This window comes from Pseudooceanicola sediminis (assembly GCF_003575965.1).
In the GTDB taxonomy this organism is placed as follows: domain Bacteria; phylum Pseudomonadota; class Alphaproteobacteria; order Rhodobacterales; family Rhodobacteraceae; genus Pseudooceanicola; species Pseudooceanicola sediminis.
The window spans coordinates 1-15,959 of record NZ_QWJJ01000017.1 but is presented as its reverse complement, the minus strand read 5'-3'; the positions used below and the strand labels follow the sequence as shown (position 1 = coordinate 15,959).

The 15,959-nt window shown below is 62.2% G+C and carries 21 protein-coding genes; 10 read left to right on the top strand and 11 right to left on the bottom strand.

Going from position 1 to position 15,959, the window contains the following annotated elements; genetic code table 11:
* Positions 1-44 precede the first annotated feature (44 nt).
* The gene (locus tag DL237_RS17135) at positions 45-725 is read left to right on the top strand and encodes a hypothetical protein (RefSeq protein WP_119400316.1); all 681 of its coding nucleotides are present in this window, start codon (positions 45-47) and stop codon (positions 723-725) included.
* A 348-nt stretch (positions 726-1,073) separates the two neighbouring features.
* Here DL237_RS17135 and DL237_RS17130 read toward each other — a convergent pair whose 3' ends face one another.
* Complete coding sequence (locus tag DL237_RS17130) at positions 1,074-1,211, bottom strand: entericidin A/B family lipoprotein (RefSeq protein ID WP_119400315.1); 138 nt, start codon at positions 1,209-1,211, stop codon at positions 1,074-1,076.
* Positions 1,212-1,379: 168 nt separating this feature from the next.
* Here DL237_RS17130 and DL237_RS17125 point away from each other — a divergent pair, with 168 nt between their 5' ends.
* Entirely contained in the window at positions 1,380-1,877 is a 498-nt protein-coding gene (locus DL237_RS17125) for a cytochrome b (protein WP_119400314.1), read from the top strand.
* Positions 1,878-1,972: 95 nt separating this feature from the next.
* Here the strand turns inward: DL237_RS17125 and DL237_RS17120 are convergent, their stop codons facing one another.
* Positions 1,973-2,734, bottom strand: coding sequence for an alpha/beta fold hydrolase (locus tag DL237_RS17120; RefSeq protein ID WP_119400394.1), 762 nt, complete (start codon positions 2,732-2,734; stop codon positions 1,973-1,975).
* A gap of 128 nt (positions 2,735-2,862) precedes the next feature.
* On the opposite strand from DL237_RS17120, the gene DL237_RS17115 reads away from it, so the two are divergent.
* Entirely contained in the window at positions 2,863-3,237 is a 375-nt protein-coding gene (locus tag DL237_RS17115) for a hypothetical protein (protein WP_147405373.1), read from the top strand.
* Here the strand turns inward: DL237_RS17115 and DL237_RS17110 are convergent.
* The 4 genes from DL237_RS17110 to DL237_RS17090 form a co-directional block, all read right to left on the bottom strand.
* Positions 3,176-4,126: a DUF817 domain-containing protein gene (locus DL237_RS17110; protein ID WP_321186072.1), complete on the bottom strand. Its 951-nt coding sequence runs from the start codon at positions 4,124-4,126 to the stop codon at positions 3,176-3,178. The genes DL237_RS17115 and DL237_RS17110 overlap by 62 nt on opposite strands.
* A gap of 61 nt (positions 4,127-4,187) precedes the next feature.
* On the bottom strand, positions 4,188-4,631 hold the full coding sequence (locus DL237_RS17105) for a MaoC family dehydratase (RefSeq protein ID WP_119400312.1): 444 nt from the start codon (positions 4,629-4,631) through the stop codon (positions 4,188-4,190).
* 99 nt (positions 4,632-4,730) lie between these two features.
* A complete protein-coding gene (locus tag DL237_RS17100) occupies positions 4,731-5,603 on the bottom strand; it encodes a TIGR01459 family HAD-type hydrolase (protein ID WP_119400311.1) in 873 nt (290 codons plus the stop codon).
* Positions 5,604-5,966: 363 nt separating this feature from the next.
* The gene (locus tag DL237_RS17090) at positions 5,967-6,887 is read right to left on the bottom strand and encodes a manganese-dependent inorganic pyrophosphatase (protein ID WP_119400392.1); all 921 of its coding nucleotides are present in this window, start codon (positions 6,885-6,887) and stop codon (positions 5,967-5,969) included.
* A 148-nt stretch (positions 6,888-7,035) separates the two neighbouring features.
* Here DL237_RS17090 and DL237_RS17085 point away from each other — a divergent pair, with 148 nt between their 5' ends.
* The gene (locus DL237_RS17085; protein WP_119400309.1) at positions 7,036-7,689 is read left to right on the top strand and encodes a DUF2161 domain-containing phosphodiesterase; all 654 of its coding nucleotides are present in this window, start codon (positions 7,036-7,038) and stop codon (positions 7,687-7,689) included.
* Here DL237_RS17085 and DL237_RS17080 read toward each other — a convergent pair.
* On the bottom strand, positions 7,644-8,096 hold the full coding sequence (locus DL237_RS17080; RefSeq protein ID WP_119400308.1) for a hypothetical protein: 453 nt from the start codon (positions 8,094-8,096) through the stop codon (positions 7,644-7,646). The two genes, DL237_RS17085 and DL237_RS17080, sit on opposite strands and share 46 nt — an antisense overlap.
* 356 nt (positions 8,097-8,452) lie before the next feature.
* On the opposite strand from DL237_RS17080, the gene DL237_RS17075 reads away from it, so the two are divergent.
* From DL237_RS17075 to DL237_RS17060, 4 genes are all read left to right on the top strand, one after another.
* Positions 8,453-8,740 (top strand): co-chaperone GroES, encoded by a 288-nt coding sequence (locus tag DL237_RS17075; protein WP_119400307.1) that lies wholly within the window; start codon positions 8,453-8,455, stop codon positions 8,738-8,740.
* 55 nt (positions 8,741-8,795) lie between these two features.
* Positions 8,796-10,445 carry a chaperonin GroEL gene (gene groL, locus DL237_RS17070; RefSeq protein WP_119400306.1) on the top strand — a complete coding sequence of 550 codons (1,650 nt, stop codon included), beginning with the start codon at positions 8,796-8,798 and terminating at the stop codon, positions 10,443-10,445.
* Positions 10,446-10,698: 253 nt separating this feature from the next.
* Positions 10,699-11,202 carry a GNAT family N-acetyltransferase gene (locus DL237_RS17065; protein WP_119400305.1) on the top strand — a complete coding sequence of 168 codons (504 nt, stop codon included), beginning with the start codon at positions 10,699-10,701 and terminating at the stop codon, positions 11,200-11,202.
* Positions 11,203-11,342: 140 nt separating this feature from the next.
* A complete protein-coding gene (locus tag DL237_RS17060; protein WP_119400391.1) occupies positions 11,343-12,473 on the top strand; it encodes an alpha-D-ribose 1-methylphosphonate 5-triphosphate diphosphatase in 1,131 nt (376 codons plus the stop codon).
* A 185-nt stretch (positions 12,474-12,658) separates the two neighbouring features.
* Here the strand turns inward: DL237_RS17060 and DL237_RS17055 are convergent, their stop codons facing one another.
* From DL237_RS17055 to DL237_RS17045, 3 genes are all read right to left on the bottom strand, one after another.
* Positions 12,659-13,732, bottom strand: a complete 1,074-nt coding sequence (locus tag DL237_RS17055) for a 5-(carboxyamino)imidazole ribonucleotide synthase (protein ID WP_119400304.1) — start codon at positions 13,730-13,732, stop codon at positions 12,659-12,661.
* Positions 13,725-14,213 (bottom strand): 5-(carboxyamino)imidazole ribonucleotide mutase, encoded by a 489-nt coding sequence (purE, locus tag DL237_RS17050; RefSeq protein WP_119400303.1) that lies wholly within the window; start codon positions 14,211-14,213, stop codon positions 13,725-13,727. The genes DL237_RS17055 and purE overlap by 8 nt, the downstream gene beginning before the upstream one ends.
* Positions 14,214-14,399: 186 nt before the next feature.
* Positions 14,400-14,624 (bottom strand): YdcH family protein, encoded by a 225-nt coding sequence (locus tag DL237_RS17045; RefSeq protein WP_119400390.1) that lies wholly within the window; start codon positions 14,622-14,624, stop codon positions 14,400-14,402.
* A 182-nt stretch (positions 14,625-14,806) separates the two neighbouring features.
* Between DL237_RS17045 and DL237_RS17040 the strand changes: the two genes are divergently transcribed.
* Both DL237_RS17040 and DL237_RS17035 read left to right on the top strand, forming a co-directional pair.
* Positions 14,807-15,220: an Hsp20 family protein gene (locus DL237_RS17040; RefSeq protein ID WP_119400302.1), complete on the top strand. Its 414-nt coding sequence runs from the start codon at positions 14,807-14,809 to the stop codon at positions 15,218-15,220.
* Positions 15,221-15,224: 4 nt separating this feature from the next.
* Positions 15,225-15,461 carry a DUF1150 family protein gene (locus DL237_RS17035; protein ID WP_119400301.1) on the top strand — a complete coding sequence of 79 codons (237 nt, stop codon included), beginning with the start codon at positions 15,225-15,227 and terminating at the stop codon, positions 15,459-15,461.
* 289 nt (positions 15,462-15,750) lie between these two features.
* Here the strand turns inward: DL237_RS17035 and DL237_RS17030 are convergent.
* Positions 15,751-15,959, bottom strand: a 209-nt coding sequence (locus DL237_RS17030) for an adenylyl-sulfate kinase (RefSeq protein ID WP_119400300.1), incomplete at its 5' end; no start/stop codon positions are given.

Sequence of the window (15,959 nt, the reverse complement as noted above, 5' to 3'; positions counted from 1 at the left end):
CATTCCATGATAACTCTGGCGTTCATTCACGTCGGGATTGTGCAATGGACGATGACTACATCGAAACGAAGGCGAAGTATGGCGACGTTTTGCAACGGCTTGGCGAGGAGTACTTCCGGCTCATACATGCTCTATCCTTTTGCGAAGAGTTTTTGAGCAGGGAGTATTGGCTTCACGGCGATCAGCCACCAGCAGCTGTGCTGGGCCTTCACCGCATGTTCTTCATGTCTCAAGATACCGCGTTGCTTTGCGTGGCTCGCCTATTTGGCGAGAGAGATGATGAATGGAGTTTCAAAAGCTTCGATAAAAAGTTCTCGCAATTTGAGCGTTTCGATGCCGTTAAGGATGAATACGATGAATGGAATTTTTGTCGCCGGGATGTAGAGAAAAGTGAGTGGCTGGCGAATATCGTTGTCTATCGTCATGAAAAGCTCGCGCATAATGCGCTCGAGGCTGGATATCGTAAGAAAAGCCACGTGCGAAAGCTGATGGCGGGCGCAGGAGGGGAATTTTCTGTAAACTGGGGTGAGGTTTTTGACGGAGTACGGACAACACTCGATCTGCTTGCGCGCATTTTGACCTTGTCCGGAAGTTATTCAATGAGAAGCGTGCCGTCTGGATTTGGGGGAAGTTACGTCGCTGCTTCGCTTTATGACGTTGATCGGGAAATGACGGCCGCACGTGGATGTTATTCGCCAATACTTGAGCCGCATTTCCCCTTGTAACGCCGAGCCGAATTGTAGCGCTCTGGAACGCGCTTGATCTATCTCACGGGTATGCAAAGAGGTCTATCTGAACACCCCCACCGTCCGCCCCATTAACCTCCTCGTCTTCCTTCAAATTGCACCGTTCAGATACCGTATAGATACCGTTCAGATACCGACGTTCCAAATGGCGCGAAATCCCTGTTAACCAAGGCTTCGGGGCTGAGTCGCGCCTCGTCGATACCGACATCGGTACCGACATGCGCGCGGGGCGTTAACCTTGTGCCTTGCCGCGACGACCCAAAAAGGGGCCGACCCTTCGGTCGACCCCTTTTCGTTTTACCTGGTCCGATGCCTGCAAAGGCGTCGTTACATCTGGGCTTGCGTCTTGTTCGCTTCGGTTGAAATGGTGCTGCCAGCTTTCTGGATATCCTGGCCTGCGCCCTCGACCGTTTCGCACGCCGCCAGGGCGCCAAGTGCAACCATACAAAGCATAATACGTTTCATGGGTCTCTCCGGTTAGCCTGTGTCCGGGTACAACGCCCGGGACTGCGCAAGGTTCCGCCCGCAGCGGGTCAGCCTTGGGCCTTTTACAGGGCGCGCAGTATTTTGTCCGACGGAGTTCACATCCGCAGGCGTATAAGGATTGCGACGCACAGCCAGAGGAGCCTAGCCATGCAACACTCTCGTAAACCCAGCAATTACAGCCGGTTGCAGATATATCTGCACTGGGCGGTCGTGCTGCTGATCGCCTTTCAGTTCCTGTTCAGCGACGGCATGTCACGCGCATTTCATCAGGTGATGGACGGTTCTGCGGGCGCTGCCGGCCTTGCCGCGACCAGCCATATCGTCGTTGGCCTCAGCGTGCTGGCGCTGACCCTGGTGCGCCTCGTTCTGCGGGCCACCCGTGGTGCCCCGGCCCATCCCGAGGGCGAGACGCCGCTGATGCGCCTGGTCGCACGGCTGACGCATTGGGGGATCTACGCGCTGCTGGTGCTTGTGCCGCTGTCGGGCATGGCCGCCTGGTTCGGTCGAATAGGTCCTGCGGCCTCCGCGCACGAGGTTCTCAAGACGGTGCTGCTGATCCTGGTTCTGCTGCACATCGCGGCGGCGCTGTTTCACCAGTTCGTGCTTCGCACCAACCTGATCGCCCGGATGAACCCGCACGCCTGAGACGCGGCCAGACCCCGGAATCTTGCGGTCAAGTCTTTGCAACGTAAGGCAAACGTCTCAACCCGCGTGCTCGGGGCTGGGCGTATGGGCTTGGGCTACAGCGACAGGAACTGCGCGACGGCTGCTTCGAACTCGCGCGGTTTCTCGGCGTGAAGCCAGTGGCCCGCGCCGGGGATCTTGGCGAATTTCGCGGCCGGAAACAGCTGCTTGATACGGTCGCGATAGTCCGGTTTGACATAGTGGCTTTCCGCGCCGGTCAGGAACAGGGTCGGGCCGTTGAACGGGCCGGTCAGCTCCTGCGGAAACCCGAGGATCTTTGGCATCTCGGTTTCGAGCACGTCGAGGTTCAGGCGCCACTGGCGGTTTTGAACATCCAATGATTGCGTGAAAAAGCTTTGCAGCGTCTTGTCGACCCCGGCCTGTGCCAATTGCTCCTCGGCATCGGACCGGCGGGTCACGGCAGCAAGGTCAACCGCCCGCATGGCATCGATAAATTCCTGCTGGGAATGCTGATAGGCGACGGGCGCGATATCCGCGACGATCAGCTTTTCGATCTTGTCCGGGTCGGTCAGGGCAAGGGTCATCGCGGCTTTGCCCCCCATGGAATGCCCCAGCACATGGCAGGTCCGCCCCTCGGCGGTGATCACCTCGGCCAGGTCGGCGGCCATGGCGGGATAGTCGTGCGCAGGTTCCCAGGATGAAGCGCCGTGGTTGCGCATGTCCACGGCGATGACGCAGCGCGCGGTGGCCAAACGCTTCGCGATCACGCCCCAGTTGCGCCCGGAGCCGAACAGCCCATGGGCGATGACGAGGGGCGTGGCGTCGGCGGGGCCGTCATGGCGGATCACGTTCAGCATGGTGAAATCCATAGCCAAGCCCGTGCCCGGAAGCCAGAGCATTCCTTTGCCGCGCGACGTCGGCCCGGCCTTGGACAGGGGTATCATTCAGGTTAGAACCGGGCATCCTTTGTTTTGGGGGAATGTCGATGTTCGATGCAGACAAGTTTCGCCGCGATCTGGACAAGACCGAGCGCGCGCTTAAGGATGCCTTCAACCGCGAGACTGGCGATATCGTCAGCCTGATGCGATATGCCGGGCGCCGCCTGCCACGTGGCGCGCACCGCGCGGCGGCCGAGATCGAACAGGCCAGGCTGCTGTCGGAGCATCCGAAACTGTCGCGCCAGTTGGATCAGCATCGTCTGCGCCGCCCATTTCGCCGTGTCGACACAGCCGTTGCGGCCTATGACGGCAAGGATCGGCGCAAGGGGCTGGTTCTTGGTGTTCTAAGCAGCATGGCCTTCAACGTGCTGGTGTTTCTGGCGCTGCTGATTGCCTTTGCCCGCTGGCGTGGCCTGATCTGACGGGGCCTGGCCGAAACGGTTTCGCGCGCAGGGCGCTGCGCATCACCAGCGTCACGGTCGTAAAGCTGACGAAGAACAGCAGGTACCACGATCCCATCTTTGACAGCGACACGAGTTCGAAATGGCCCTGACCACGATAGGCCCAGGTGCCTGTGAATGTTCCGATATTCTCGGCAATCCACAGCGCGAAGGCGATGCCAAGCGCGGCGCAAGGAAACGGCATCCAAAGCCATCTATCGCCCATTCGGAACCACAGGCGCGTGCGCAGGAACAGGCCGAGAGAGGCTGCGAACAGCAGCAGCCGGATATCGGGCAGATAGTGGTGGGCAAAGAAGTTCACATATATCGCGATCGCGAGCAGAGTTCCGGCCCAGAAGGGCGGGTAGGGGGCAATTACCGCATCGAACAGCCGGATCATCCGCGCGATGTAACTGCCGAGTGAGGCGTACATGAAACCGGTGAACAGGGGCACGGCAAACAGCTTCAGCACGCCCGGTTCGGGATAGCCCCAGCTGCCCGCGCTGACCTTGAACCATTCCATAACTGTTCCGGTCAGGTGAAACAGCAAGATGACCTTGGCTTCCTCGAAGGTCTCGAGCTTGAAAACCAGCAGCAGGATCTGGGTGGCAACGGCGATGATGACCAAGGCATCATAGCGAGCCATGGGCCAGTCCGGATTCCAGATTGCCCGGGTGATCAGGATCGCACCAAGGATGATCAGGGCGAAAAGGGCTGCCCATAGCTGGCGCATCACGAAGATCGTACAGGCCCCAAGCCCGGCAGGCAGGTGGCGTGTCAGCCAGCCTTCGAGGCGCAGTTCCAGAGGGTGATCGGCCATGGCGTTCATGGCCGGGTTGTCGCGTGAAAGGGGGGAGCTGTCCAGCGACATGATCCCTGCCAGAGCCGGGCGGTGGCGTCGGGGCTGATCTTGCGCGGTTTGGGGGCTGATCTCAGTCGAATTTGCGGGAGGGCGCCAATACGGTGGCTTCGCCGATCAGCACCTTCTTGCCATCGACAATACACCGGCATTCGAGCTGAACGCGTCGCTTGGCGTGGTCGATCGCGATGACCTGAACCTCGGCCGTGACCGTATCGCCGGGCCGCACGGGCGCAAGGAATTTCAGCGTCTGACCCATATAGACCGTGCCGTGGCCGGGCAGCTGTTCGCCAATCACGGCAGAGATCAGGCCTGCCGTCAGCATTCCATGCGCGATGCGCCCTTCAAAGATGGTATCTTGCGCATAGGCGTCGTCCAGATGCACGGGGTTCCGATCGGTGGAGACCTGGGCAAACATCTCGATATCTTCGTCTGTCACCTGTTTGCGCAGGTGGCGGGTCATTCCCATTTCGATGTCTTCGATACAGATCGTGCCCCGTGGGAAATTGTCCAACATTCGGCCCCCGTCATTTCACGTCGTAATATTGCGGCGATATACGTATCACCTGTGAAATAATATTACTTTGCGGACGCAGAAAGCAAGAGGCTTTTCAGCTTAGCGCAACTTGCCAATTGCGTAGGTCGGCGTCATTTTCTCTTTCTCGATGAAGGTATTGAGGGCATCGGCGTCGGGTTGGTCGGCAGTTCTTGTTTCTGCGGCGGCAAGGCCGCCGGTGATGAAGAGGGAGTCGATACCTTCGCCCAAGGCACCCTGGATGTCAGTGTGGATGCCGTCTCCGATGGCGAGGATCCTGCCATTCGGGATATCCTTGCCCAGCTTGGTCAGGCGCAACCGTGCCAGGTCGTAGATCGGGGGGTGGGGTTTGCCGAAATAGAGGCTTTCTCCGCCCATCTCGGTATAAAGTTTGGCGACGGCCCCTGCACACCATTCGCGATGGTCGCCCCGGTCGACGACGATATCGGGATTGGCGCAGAGCAGTTTGAGGCCCATCGTCTTGGCCAGTAGCAATTGCGGACGAAGAACAGCAGGATCAGCGTTGGGGTCAAACGGGCCGGTGCAGACGATACCCTCGGCGTCCTCCAAGGCGACACGGTGGATTTCCTGCGGGTTATCAAGCACTTGAAGGGGCTCGAAAAAGGGATCGTCATGCGGTTCGCCGATGTGGAAAACCCGGTGCCCGACAATGCCCTGGAACATCGCGGCGCGGGCGGAATCGCCCGAAGTCGCGATCGTGTCCCAGGCGTCCGTGGGCACGCCAAAGCCGTCGAGCTGGGTGCGCACCTGCGCGCGGGGGCGCGGCGAATTGGTCAGAAGCACGACTGTGACGCCTGTCTTGCGCACGGCCTGAAGCGCGGCGACCGCATCCGGCAGGGCGGCGACGCCATCATGAACGCACCCCCAGAGATCGACGAAAAGCGCGTCATAATCAGCGGATATTTCAGCGAGTGAGGAAACGATCTGGGTCATGCGGGCACTCCGGAATAGGTCGATCAGGCAGCACGGTATGCTGGTGGTATCACGTCGGTAACATGTCGGTTTTGCAGCGCAGCATTTGGCGCGGCGTTCGACAGAGGTATGACGGATGCACCGGCGCGGGGCCAGAGGAAGTTGGGGGCCATTCAGGGCGCCAGGACGAATGGCGCGGCCGGGCCACAGACGTTGCAGGGCAATCCCGAGGCAAGGAAGTTACCGCGCCGGCGTGCCGAATGCGACGGTGTCAAAGGGCGAGGCGTGGACATGCAAAAGGGGCGCATGATGCGCCCCTGATCTGGCTCTTTCGTGTCGGGCGAGCGCCCCAAGGGGACGGCCCGCGCGCCTCGGCTGCCCCGTTCAGAGCTTGAGGTTCGGGATGATCTGCTTCTTGCGGCTCATGATGCCGGGCAGGACCACGCTGTCACCGGTGACGGTGGCGCCGAAGCTTTTTTCGGCCAGCGTCTTGACCAGATCGTTGGGGACGAAAAGCGTGGCTTCTTCGTTCAGGATGTCGACGACGAACAGCAACACTTCGTCAACGCCATCTTCCAGCGCGACGGTCTTGAAGGACTCCATCAGCGATGCCTTGCGGTCCAGCACGATCTTGGGTGCGGTGGTTTCCAGAACCGAGACGCGGAACTTGGTGCCGTCGACGGCAAATTCCTTGGAGTCCATGCGGATCAGCTCGGCATCGGTGAAGGCCGAAATGTCGGACTTGGCTTCGAACATCTGGCTGGCGTAGGTGCTGAGGTCGAGGTTCAGCTCGGCCGCGAGCTTTTCGGCCAGGGCCTTGTCCTGGTCGGTCGTGGTGGGAGAGCGGAATTCCAACGTGTCGGACAGGATGCACGAGAGCATCAGGCCCTTGATCTGGTCCGTCATCTTGGCGGCATTCGGGCCCATCAGGTTGTACATGATGGTCGCGGTGCAGGCCAGCGGCTTGATCGTGATGTCGATCGGGCCCTTGGTTTCCAGGCCGCCGACCAGCTTGTGGTGGTCGATGATCTGGATGATGTCGGCGTCATTGATCTGGCTGGGCAGTTCGGCCGGGTTGTTGGTGTCGACGATGACGACCGTGTCGTCCGCAGTCACGTCCGAGATGATCTCGGGCTTGGCAACGCCCCATTTCTCGATCACGAAGGCGGCTTCGGTGTTGGGTTCGCCCAGCAGCTTGGCTTCGGCGGGGGTGCCTTTGATTTCGGAGAGGTACCACGCCCAGATGAGCGGCGAGCCGGTGGAGTCAGTGTCGGGGGATTTATGGCCGAAAACCTTGATCGTCATTCTATGCGTCCGTCCTTGGAAAAACTGCAATTCGGCGCCCTTATAAGAGGCGCGAAACGCAGTGTCACCCGCCTGCGTCGGGGATGCGGCAAAATTGGCAAATTCCGGGCGGGCGATGCGAAAGAACGATGCGGGAAGGAGGCCGGGCATGGCCAAGTTGCGTGAAGCGGACCTGTACGCGCCGATCAAGGCGTTCCTTGAGGCGCAGGGCTACGAGGTCAAGGGCGAGGTCGCCGGAGCCGATGTCGTGGCGATGCGCGCCGATGATCCCGACCCGGTGATTGTCGAGCTGAAGCTGGGAATGAACCTGACGCTGGTGCAGCAGGGGATTGCACGGCAGGGGATCAGCGATTTCGTCTATCTCGCGGTGCCTGCCCTGAGAGGGCGCAAGGCGCTGGCCGGGCATGTGGGATTGTGCCGGCGGCTGGGGCTGGGATTCATGACCGTGCGGGCGCGCGACGGTTTCGTCGAGGTTCATTGCGACCCCGCGCCTTACGCGCCACGGGGGGCGCGCGGTCGCAAGGGGCGTTTGTTGCGAGAGTTTCAGCGGCGGGTCGGTGACCCCAATGTCGGTGGGGTGAACCGGGTCACGATCATGACGGCCTATCGTCAGGATGCACAGCGTTGCGCCGCCTATCTTGCCGAGGCGGGGCCGAGCAAAGGCGCCGTGGTGGCCCGGGCAACAAGTGTGCCGAGAGCCACCACCATCATGCGCGACGATCACTATGGCTGGTTCGAGCGGGTGGAAAAAGGGGTTTACGCACTGACCCCCAAGGGCGCCGAGGCGCTGGCGCCCGAATAGGTGGCGAGGTCCGCGGCGCGGTCCCGTGACGAGGCAGGGGCGATGCCAGGCGCGGAGTCGGTTTCCGGGCGCTGTTGATGCTGTACCATCTGCCAGCCGCCCTTGCGCGGCACCCAGCAGGACGTGCACCACGCCATGTAGGGTGCCCCGGTTCCGTCTTGGCGGGCGCGTGCACGATAGGCCAGGACGACCGCGCCATGATGTTCGGAGGTGTTCTTGCGAGAGATGCGGACATCGCCCCATGCGGCGGATTTACCGTGCGCCAATGCCTCGTCCGGTTTCAGGGGGCCGGTGCCGGGCAGGGTCATCAGGCAATGTGGTGCGAGGCGGTCGCGGCAATTTTCGACGCCTTCGGTCCAGAGGCGCAGTTCCTCGGACCAGAGTTCGGTGACGGTGGCGGTGTGCATGAGGTCTCCTCCTGAAGCATCGGGGGTGCCCGCGGCTCTCTGAAAGGCAAGACGCCTGAGGGGGGTGTTCGGTTCCATCGGATCTGGCGATCATCGGCAAAGTGTCGCGCGTGGGCTGTCGCCCGCCAATCGTGCGCCGGAGTCCGGGGCGGGGGCTTGTATGTCGGGGGAGGTTGATTAGGTGGCCCGCATCGTGCCGCCGGGCAGGGCGGGGGATGCGAATTTTGCAACACAGCGTTGTTGACTCGCCGCGTCCGCTTGCCTATCTCCGGTGGCGTTAGCACTCGACCTAGGTGAGTGCTAACGCCCGCCGCCCGGCGGGCAAGGGAGAAACTTTGAGCGAAGGAGCCTCAGAGATGGCATTTACACCGCTGCATGACCGTGTGCTTGTGGAACGCGTCGAGAGTGAAGAGAAGACCAAGGGCGGTCTGATCATCCCCGACAGCGCAAAAGAAAAACCCGCTGAAGGTATCGTTGTTTCGGTTGGCGCAGGCGCCAAGGCCGAAGACGGCGCGCGCGTCGCGATGGACGTCAAGGCGGGCGACAAGATCCTGTTCGGCAAATGGTCGGGCACCGAGATCACGCTGGACGGCAAAGAAATGCTGATCATGAAAGAATCCGACATCATGGGCATTATCGCCTAAGTCGCATTCGCATTTCCGTTCCGAGAAATTCAACGATCTAGTCAGGAGACACGCTATGTCTGCCAAGGACGTCAAGTTCAACACCGACGCACGCAACAAGATGCTCAAGGGCGTCAACATTCTTGCTGATGCCGTCAAGGTGACGCTGGGCCCGAAAGGCCGCAACGTCGTTCTGGAAAAATCCTTCGGCGCACCGCGCATCACGAAGGATGGTGTATCTGTCGCCAAAGAGATCGAACTGGAAGACAAGTTCGAGAACATGGGCGCGCAGATGGTCAAGGAAGTCGCTTCGCGTACCAACGACGAAGCCGGCGACGGTACCACCACCGCAACCGTGCTGGCGCAAGCCATCGTGAAAGAGGGCATGAAAGCTGTCGCAGCTGGCATGAACCCGATGGACCTGAAGCGCGGTATCGATCTGGCGACCCTGAAAGTCGTCGAAGCGATCAAGAACGCAGCCCGTCCCGTCAACGATTCGGGCGAAGTTGCCCAGGTCGGCACGATCTCGGCCAACGGCGAAGCGTCGATCGGCAAGCAGATCGCGGACGCCATGCAGCGCGTTGGCAACGACGGTGTGATCACCGTTGAAGAAAACAAGGGCATGGAAACCGAAGTCGAAGTCGTCGAAGGCATGCAGTTCGACCGTGGCTACCTGTCGCCCTACTTTGTCACCAACGCCGACAAGATGACGACCGAGCTGGAGGACGTGATCGTCCTGCTGCACGAGAAGAAGCTGTCGTCGCTGCAGCCGATGGTCCCGCTGCTGGAGCAAGTCATCCAGTCGCAGAAACCCCTGCTGATCATTGCCGAAGACGTCGAAGGCGAAGCGCTGGCGACCCTGGTTGTCAACAAACTGCGCGGCGGTCTGAAAATCGCAGCTGTCAAGGCACCCGGCTTCGGCGATCGCCGCAAGGCCATGCTTCAGGACATCGCGATCCTCACCGGCGGTCAGGTCATCAGCGAAGATCTGGGCATGAAGCTCGAGTCCGTCACGATGGACATGCTGGGTTCGGCCAAGAAAGTCTCGATCACCAAGGACGAAACCACCATCGTTGATGGCGGCGGTGACAAGGCCGAGATCGAATCGCGCGTCGCACAGATCCGCAACCAGATCGAAGAAACCACGTCCGACTACGACCGTGAGAAGCTTCAGGAACGCGTTGCCAAACTGGCCGGCGGTGTTGCTGTCATCCGCGTTGGCGGCATGACCGAAACCGAAGTGAAAGAGCGTAAAGATCGCGTCGACGACGCCCTGAACGCAACCCGCGCTGCCGTCCAAGAAGGCATCGTTGTCGGTGGCGGCGTTGCTCTGGTTCAAGGCGGCAAGGCCCTCGAAGGCATGACCGGCGCGAACTCCGATCAGGAAGCCGGTATCGCCATCGTCCGCAAGGCGCTGGAAGCACCGCTGCGTCAGATCGCTGAAAACGCTGGCGTCGACGGCGCTGTCGTGGCCGGCAAGATCCGTGAATCGGACGACCTGACCTTTGGCTTCAACGCACAGACCGAAGAATATGGCGACATGTTCAAGTTCGGCGTCATCGACCCCGCCAAAGTGACCCGTACCGCACTGGAAGACGCAGCCTCGATCGCAGGCCTGCTGATCACCACCGAAGCCATGGTTGCCGACAAACCGTCGAAAGACGGCGGCAACGGCGGCGGCATGCCCGACATGGGTGGCATGGGCGGCATGGGCGGCATGATGTAAATCATCCGAACTGCTTTCCCGGCATCCGCCGGGGTGGGAAAGGGGGCCTTCTTGGCCCCCTTTTTCGTGCCGGGACAGAGGGGCGGCTTTTTTGCCCGCATGCCCTTGAACTTGATCGGAATTTCATCGAATCCTCGCCAGAGGTTCGCTTTTTTGCTGCCGTGCGGCGTGAAGTGGATGCAATTGAGGCAACTGGTCGTAAGCTGACCAGGTATTCCGGCGCGGCGCGCGCGGGACATGAAACGGGACACAGATGGCACGCAAGTCGGAAATCACGCTACGCCTTTTCCAGCCCGGTGACGAGATCGCCGTGGGTAACGTGCTGACACAGGCCTATGACACCCCGGCCGAGGCCCGGCTGGTGCAGTCGTTGCGCGACTGCGGCGCGATGGAGGTGGAGTTGCTGGCCTATGATGACGAAAAGACCGTGGGATATATCGGCTTTTCCCGTCATGAGGCACCGCGCAACTGGTTCTCGCTGATGCCGTTGGCCGTTCTGCCCTATCGGCGCAATATCGGCGTTGGTGCGGATTTGATCCGCTATGGTCTGGATTATGTCCGACGCGCGGGCGCGGATGCGGTGACCGTGGTGGGTGATGGGCGCTATTACCAGCGGTTTGGGTTTACATATCGCGCGGCGCAGAACCTGACGACGCCTTACAGCATCGAGCGGACGCTGCTGTACCCGATCGCGCCGGGCAGCGCGTTTTCCGACGCGACGCTGGTATACCCCGAGGCGTTTGCCACCGTCGACTGAGCAGGGGCGCCTGGGTGGACGCCCGATGTATCGTGCGTGAGTTGCCGTCTTCCGATGCCGTGGCGGGCGTGCTAGGCGGGCGCCATGAGCCAGATTTCAAGACACCGAAGTGGGGACGCGTCATGCCGATGCGGCGCAGCATGCTGAGGTCGCTGCACCTGACAGGCGCACAGGTTCTGCGCCCTGACGGCTGGAGCGACGCCGTGGTCGGTATCGAGGATGGCCGTCTGAGCGATGCGCCCTGCGGGCCGGCGGTGGATCTGTCGGGCTGGTGGGTTCTGCCGGGGATCGTCGATGCCCATGGCGACGGCTTTGAACGACATCTGGCACCGCGGCGCGGCGCGCTGCGCGATCTGCGCGACGGTCTGGCGATGACGGCGGCAGAGCTTGCGGTCAATGGCATCACGACGGCGATGCTGGCGCAGTTCTTCAGCTGGGAAGGCGGTATGCGCAGTCCCGAGTTTGCCGCCCAAATGCTGGCAGCCCACGCCGAGGTCGCCCCGCGGGAGGCGATCGACATGCGTGTGCAACTGCGCATCGAGACCCACCTGACAGAGCGTCACGATGAGGCCGCAGCACTGATCGAACGCTATGGTATCGGCTATGCGGTGTTCAACGATCACGTGCCCCATGCGGCGCTGGCGGCAGGCAAGCGCCCGCCGCGTCTGACCGGGCAGGCCCTGAAGAGCGGCCGCAGCCCAGAGGCACATCTGGCGATGTTGCAGGATCTGCACGCCCGGTCGCCCCAGGTGCCCGCCGCGCTGGAGGCATTGATCGCCCGGCTGGCAGTACGTGGCGTGATCCTGGGCAGTCATGACGACCCGGACGCCGAGACGCGGCGCCTGTGGCAGGCGCGGGGTGTCGGTGTGTCGGAATTCCCCGAGACCGCAGAGTCGGCGCAGGTGGCGTCGGGTGGGGTGGTTCTGGGCGCGCCGAACGTCGTGCGCGGGGCGTCGCACGCGGGCAAGGTGTCTGCCGAGGTATTGGTGAAACAGGGTCAGTGCGATGCGCTGGCATCGGATTACCACTATCCCGCGCCGCGACAGGCCGCGCTGAAGCTGGCGGCGGACATGGGTATCGCTGCGGCGTGGAGCCTCGTTTCGGACAGGCCTGCGCGGCTGCTGGGGTTGGCGGATCGTGGGCGGATCGAGGCCGGGCTGCGTGCGGACCTGGTGGTGCTCGATCCTGCGAACGGTCGTGTCGGCGCGACCATTGCAGGTGGTCAGGTCGCCTGGCTGGGTGCCGGGGTGGCAGGGCGGTTCATTCGCTGACCTGGGCGGGGGGCGCTGCCCCCGCCGCGCGTTTCGCGCGACTCCCCCGGGATATTTTCCACAGGGAAACGCATTGGGGCGCACCGGTCAGACACAGGAGGGCCAGACACAGGTGAGCCAGACTCAGGTGAGCAGGGATCAGGTGGGCCGGAATCAGGCCGGAGGCGACACAGGGCAGGAGTGGATCAGGACAGTGGGGTCACGTGGTTGACGTGGCCCATCTTGCGCCCGGGGCGGGTTTCGGCCTTGCCGTAGAGATGCAGGGCGGCGCCCGGCGTGGCGGCGAGGGCGGGCAGGCGTGCCATGTCGTCGCCAATGAGGTTTTCCATGGTGACGTCAGCGTGGCGTTGGCCATCGCCCAGAGGCCAACCTGCGACCGCGCGGATGTGTTGCTCGAACTGATCGATGGTGCAGCCGTTCTGTGTCCAGTGCCCGGAATTGTGAACCCGGGGGGCGATTTCGTTGACCACCAAGCCGCCGGTGGTGACGAAAAGTTCGACGCCGAGCACGCCGACATAGTCAAGGGCGTTGAGGATTCGGGCCGCGATCAGGACGGCGTCGGTGCGCAGGGCGGCGGGCAGGCTGGTGGGGACCGTGGTGCGGCGCAGGATGCCGTCTTCATGAACGTTTTCGCCGGGGTCGAAGCAGGCGACCGACCCGTCGGGACCGCGCGCGGCGATGACGGAGATTTCGGCGCTGAATTCGATGAACCCTTCCAGCAGTGCCGGAGCACCGGCCATGTCGGCATGGGCGGCATCGGCCTGATCCGGGGTCAGGATGCGCGCCTGGCCCTTGCCGTCATAGCCGAAGCGACGCGTCTTGAGGATGCCGGGAGAGGCGAGATCGGCCAGGGCCGATCGCAGGGAGGCGAGGTCGCTGATGGCCGCGTAGGGCGCGGTTTTCAGGCCAAGGCCGGTGAGGAAGTCTTTTTCGGTCAGCCGGTCCTGGCTGGTCGAGAGGGCGGTGCGGCCCGGACGGATCGTCACGATTTCCTCGATCACGTCGAGGGCGGAGGTGGGGATGTTCTCGAATTCGTATGTGACGACATCGACTGCGGCGGCGAAGGCGCGCAGGGCCTCGGCATCCTCGTAGCTGGCGCGGGTGACGGTATGAGCGACATCGGCGGCGGGGGGATTGGCGCCGGGCTCGAACACGTGACAGCGCAGTCCAAGGCGCGAGGCCGCGACGCAGAGCATACGGCCCAGCTGGCCGCCGCCGAGAATGCCGATGGTGGCGCCGGTGGACAGGGGCTCAGTCATCCGTGGGCACCTCGGGGATGGAGGCCGAGAGGGCGCTGCGCCAGGCATCAAGTCGGGTGGCAAGTGCCGCGTCGGAGATGGCAAGGATGCCGGCGGCCATGAGCCCGGCATTGGCCGCACCTGCGCTGCCTATGGCCATGGTGGCAACGGGATAGCCCTTTGGCATCTGGACAATGGAATAGAGGCTGTCGACGCCCGACAATGCGCGGGTCTGGACCGGCACGCCGATCACCGGCACGCGCGTCTTCGAGGCCATCATGCCGGGGAGGTGCGCGGCGCCTCCTGCGCCGGCGATGATGACCTGCAGACCGCGCGCGACAGCGGTCTTGCCGTAATCCCAGAGCCGGTCGGGGGTGCGGTGGGCCGAGACGATACGCGTTTCGTAGGGCACGCCGAGGTCGTCGAGGACTGTTGCCGCCTCTCGCATCGTGGGCCAGTCGGACTGGCTGCCCATGATGATGCCTACCTTGATCTCACTCATCGCCACTTGCCTCTGATAGGGTCGGGAAACCGGTTTATAGTGGATCTGGACGTGGGGGCAATCGGGCGGCTGTCGCAGCCGGGGGATTTTGCATCCCCCGGCCCCCTGCAGGGTATTTTTTGCCAGATGAGAGAGCCACGAATGCCCAGAGGGTGACGCTGAGGCGATGGCACCAGACGATGGTGCTCAGGCGATGATGTCGGGGGTCAGGCGGTCTTCGATCTGCGCAATCTTGTCCTTGAGGTTCAGCTTTTTCTTTTTCAGCCGCTGCATCGTCAGTTGATCCGCCGTGCCGCGATCTTGTAGCGCCGAGATCGCTTCGTCCAGGTCGCGGTGTTCGCGGCGAAACACCTCAAGCTCGACCCGCAGCACGTCATCGGTTTTCATCGAGATGTCTGTCCGGGCATTCATGGGTGATTCGACCTTTGTTTCGCGGACCATCAGGATAGGCGCAAAGGCAGGTTCGCGCAAAGCCCTGCAATCGTTCAAAGGCCTTGCACCGACACTGGCGGCCACCCATATTGACATCAGCCGGGTTCGCCGCCTGAGGGAGCCCGTCACGAGACGTCGCTTTTTATGCAAGGACGCGCGAAATGACTAAGATGAGCCTGGGGTCGCATCCCTATCTGCTTGGCTTCGAACAGCTGGAAAGGTTGCTGGAGCGCAGCGCCAAATCCGGCAATGAGGGGTATCCACCCTTCAATATCGAACAAACCTCGGACAATTCCTATCGCATCACCCTGGCGGTCGCGGGGTTCGGGGAATCCGAACTCGCGGTGACGCTGGAGGATCGCCAGCTGGTGATCCGGGGGCGGCAATCCGACGATGGAGAAGGCCGGGTTTTCCTGCACCGCGGAATCGCCGCTCGACAATTTCAACGGAGCTTTGTGCTGGCTGAAGGCGTTGAGGTAGGAGAGGCCGTGATGGAAAACGGTTTGTTGCACGTTGACCTGACCCGGGCCGAGCCCGAACGTGTCGTTCAGCGCATTTCGATCAAGAAAGGCTAAGCTAATGGAACCGAAAGATAATATCGAAGATGTCGGCGAAAAGGTCGTCTATATCCGGCCCGTCGAAGCGGCTGATCTGCCCGAGGATGTGCAGGAAGAGCTGAGCGAGCAGGCCCCCGGTCTGACGCGGCTGTTTGCCGTTCACAATTCGGATGGAGAGCGTCTGGCGCTGGTTCGCGACCGCGCCACGGCCTTTATCCTGGCGCGCGAGAACGATCTGGCCCCGGTCACCGTACACTGAATTTCGTGCGAAACGCCCCGGGCCGCGTCGGGACTTATCCTGCGGCAAATGGGCCGTTCGGGACGCGGATGAAATCGCCTTGAAGGATGCACGGCTCGCTGGATGGCGGGCCGTGTCGTGTTTGCGGAAGGGGGGTATGTTCCATGTCCGCAGCACTGGCAGTCGGGCTTGGGCTGGACAACAAACCGCCCCGGAGGATGTCTCCGGGGCGGTTCTGGTTCTGGCGATTGCGCATGTGCGGCCGGTGTGGTGACCGGCCTGGTGCCCCGGCCTGGTCCCGTTGAGGGGGTCAGTTGCCGTTGATGAGGCCCATGCTTTCGAGCTTGAGCAGGACCTGGTGGGCGCAGTTGTCGACGTCGACGCTCTCGGTTTCCAGGCGCAGTTCGGGGGTTTCGGGGACGTCGTAGGGGTCCGAGATCCCGGTGAACTCCTTGATCTTGCCTTCGCGCGCCAGCTTGTAGAGGCCCTTGCGGTCGCGGCGTTCGCATTCCTCGATCG

What these genes read in the sequence shown, in the direction of transcription:
- DL237_RS17135 (WP_119400316.1), top strand. Translation starts at nt 45, where the DNA reads ATGGACGATGACTACATCGAAACGAAGGCGAAGTATGGCGACGTTTTG.
- DL237_RS17130 (WP_119400315.1), bottom strand. Translation starts at nt 1,211, where the DNA reads ATGAAACGTATTATGCTTTGTATGGTTGCACTTGGCGCCCTGGCGGCG.
- DL237_RS17125 (WP_119400314.1), top strand. Translation starts at nt 1,380, where the DNA reads ATGCAACACTCTCGTAAACCCAGCAATTACAGCCGGTTGCAGATATAT.
- DL237_RS17120 (WP_119400394.1), bottom strand. Translation starts at nt 2,734, where the DNA reads ATGCTGAACGTGATCCGCCATGACGGCCCCGCCGACGCCACGCCCCTC.
- DL237_RS17115 (WP_147405373.1), top strand. Translation starts at nt 2,863, where the DNA reads ATGTTCGATGCAGACAAGTTTCGCCGCGATCTGGACAAGACCGAGCGC.
- DL237_RS17110 (WP_321186072.1), bottom strand. Translation starts at nt 4,126, where the DNA reads ATGTCGCTGGACAGCTCCCCCCTTTCACGCGACAACCCGGCCATGAAC.
- DL237_RS17105 (WP_119400312.1), bottom strand. Translation starts at nt 4,631, where the DNA reads ATGTTGGACAATTTCCCACGGGGCACGATCTGTATCGAAGACATCGAA.
- DL237_RS17100 (WP_119400311.1), bottom strand. Translation starts at nt 5,603, where the DNA reads ATGACCCAGATCGTTTCCTCACTCGCTGAAATATCCGCTGATTATGAC.
- DL237_RS17090 (WP_119400392.1), bottom strand. Translation starts at nt 6,887, where the DNA reads ATGACGATCAAGGTTTTCGGCCATAAATCCCCCGACACTGACTCCACC.
- DL237_RS17085 (WP_119400309.1), top strand. Translation starts at nt 7,036, where the DNA reads ATGGCCAAGTTGCGTGAAGCGGACCTGTACGCGCCGATCAAGGCGTTC.
- DL237_RS17080 (WP_119400308.1), bottom strand. Translation starts at nt 8,096, where the DNA reads ATGCACACCGCCACCGTCACCGAACTCTGGTCCGAGGAACTGCGCCTC.
- DL237_RS17075 (WP_119400307.1), top strand. Translation starts at nt 8,453, where the DNA reads ATGGCATTTACACCGCTGCATGACCGTGTGCTTGTGGAACGCGTCGAG.
- groL (WP_119400306.1), top strand. Translation starts at nt 8,796, where the DNA reads ATGTCTGCCAAGGACGTCAAGTTCAACACCGACGCACGCAACAAGATG.
- DL237_RS17065 (WP_119400305.1), top strand. Translation starts at nt 10,699, where the DNA reads ATGGCACGCAAGTCGGAAATCACGCTACGCCTTTTCCAGCCCGGTGAC.
- DL237_RS17060 (WP_119400391.1), top strand. Translation starts at nt 11,343, where the DNA reads ATGCTGAGGTCGCTGCACCTGACAGGCGCACAGGTTCTGCGCCCTGAC.
- DL237_RS17055 (WP_119400304.1), bottom strand. Translation starts at nt 13,732, where the DNA reads ATGACTGAGCCCCTGTCCACCGGCGCCACCATCGGCATTCTCGGCGGC.
- purE (WP_119400303.1), bottom strand. Translation starts at nt 14,213, where the DNA reads ATGAGTGAGATCAAGGTAGGCATCATCATGGGCAGCCAGTCCGACTGG.
- DL237_RS17045 (WP_119400390.1), bottom strand. Translation starts at nt 14,624, where the DNA reads ATGAATGCCCGGACAGACATCTCGATGAAAACCGATGACGTGCTGCGG.
- DL237_RS17040 (WP_119400302.1), top strand. Translation starts at nt 14,807, where the DNA reads ATGACTAAGATGAGCCTGGGGTCGCATCCCTATCTGCTTGGCTTCGAA.
- DL237_RS17035 (WP_119400301.1), top strand. Translation starts at nt 15,225, where the DNA reads ATGGAACCGAAAGATAATATCGAAGATGTCGGCGAAAAGGTCGTCTAT.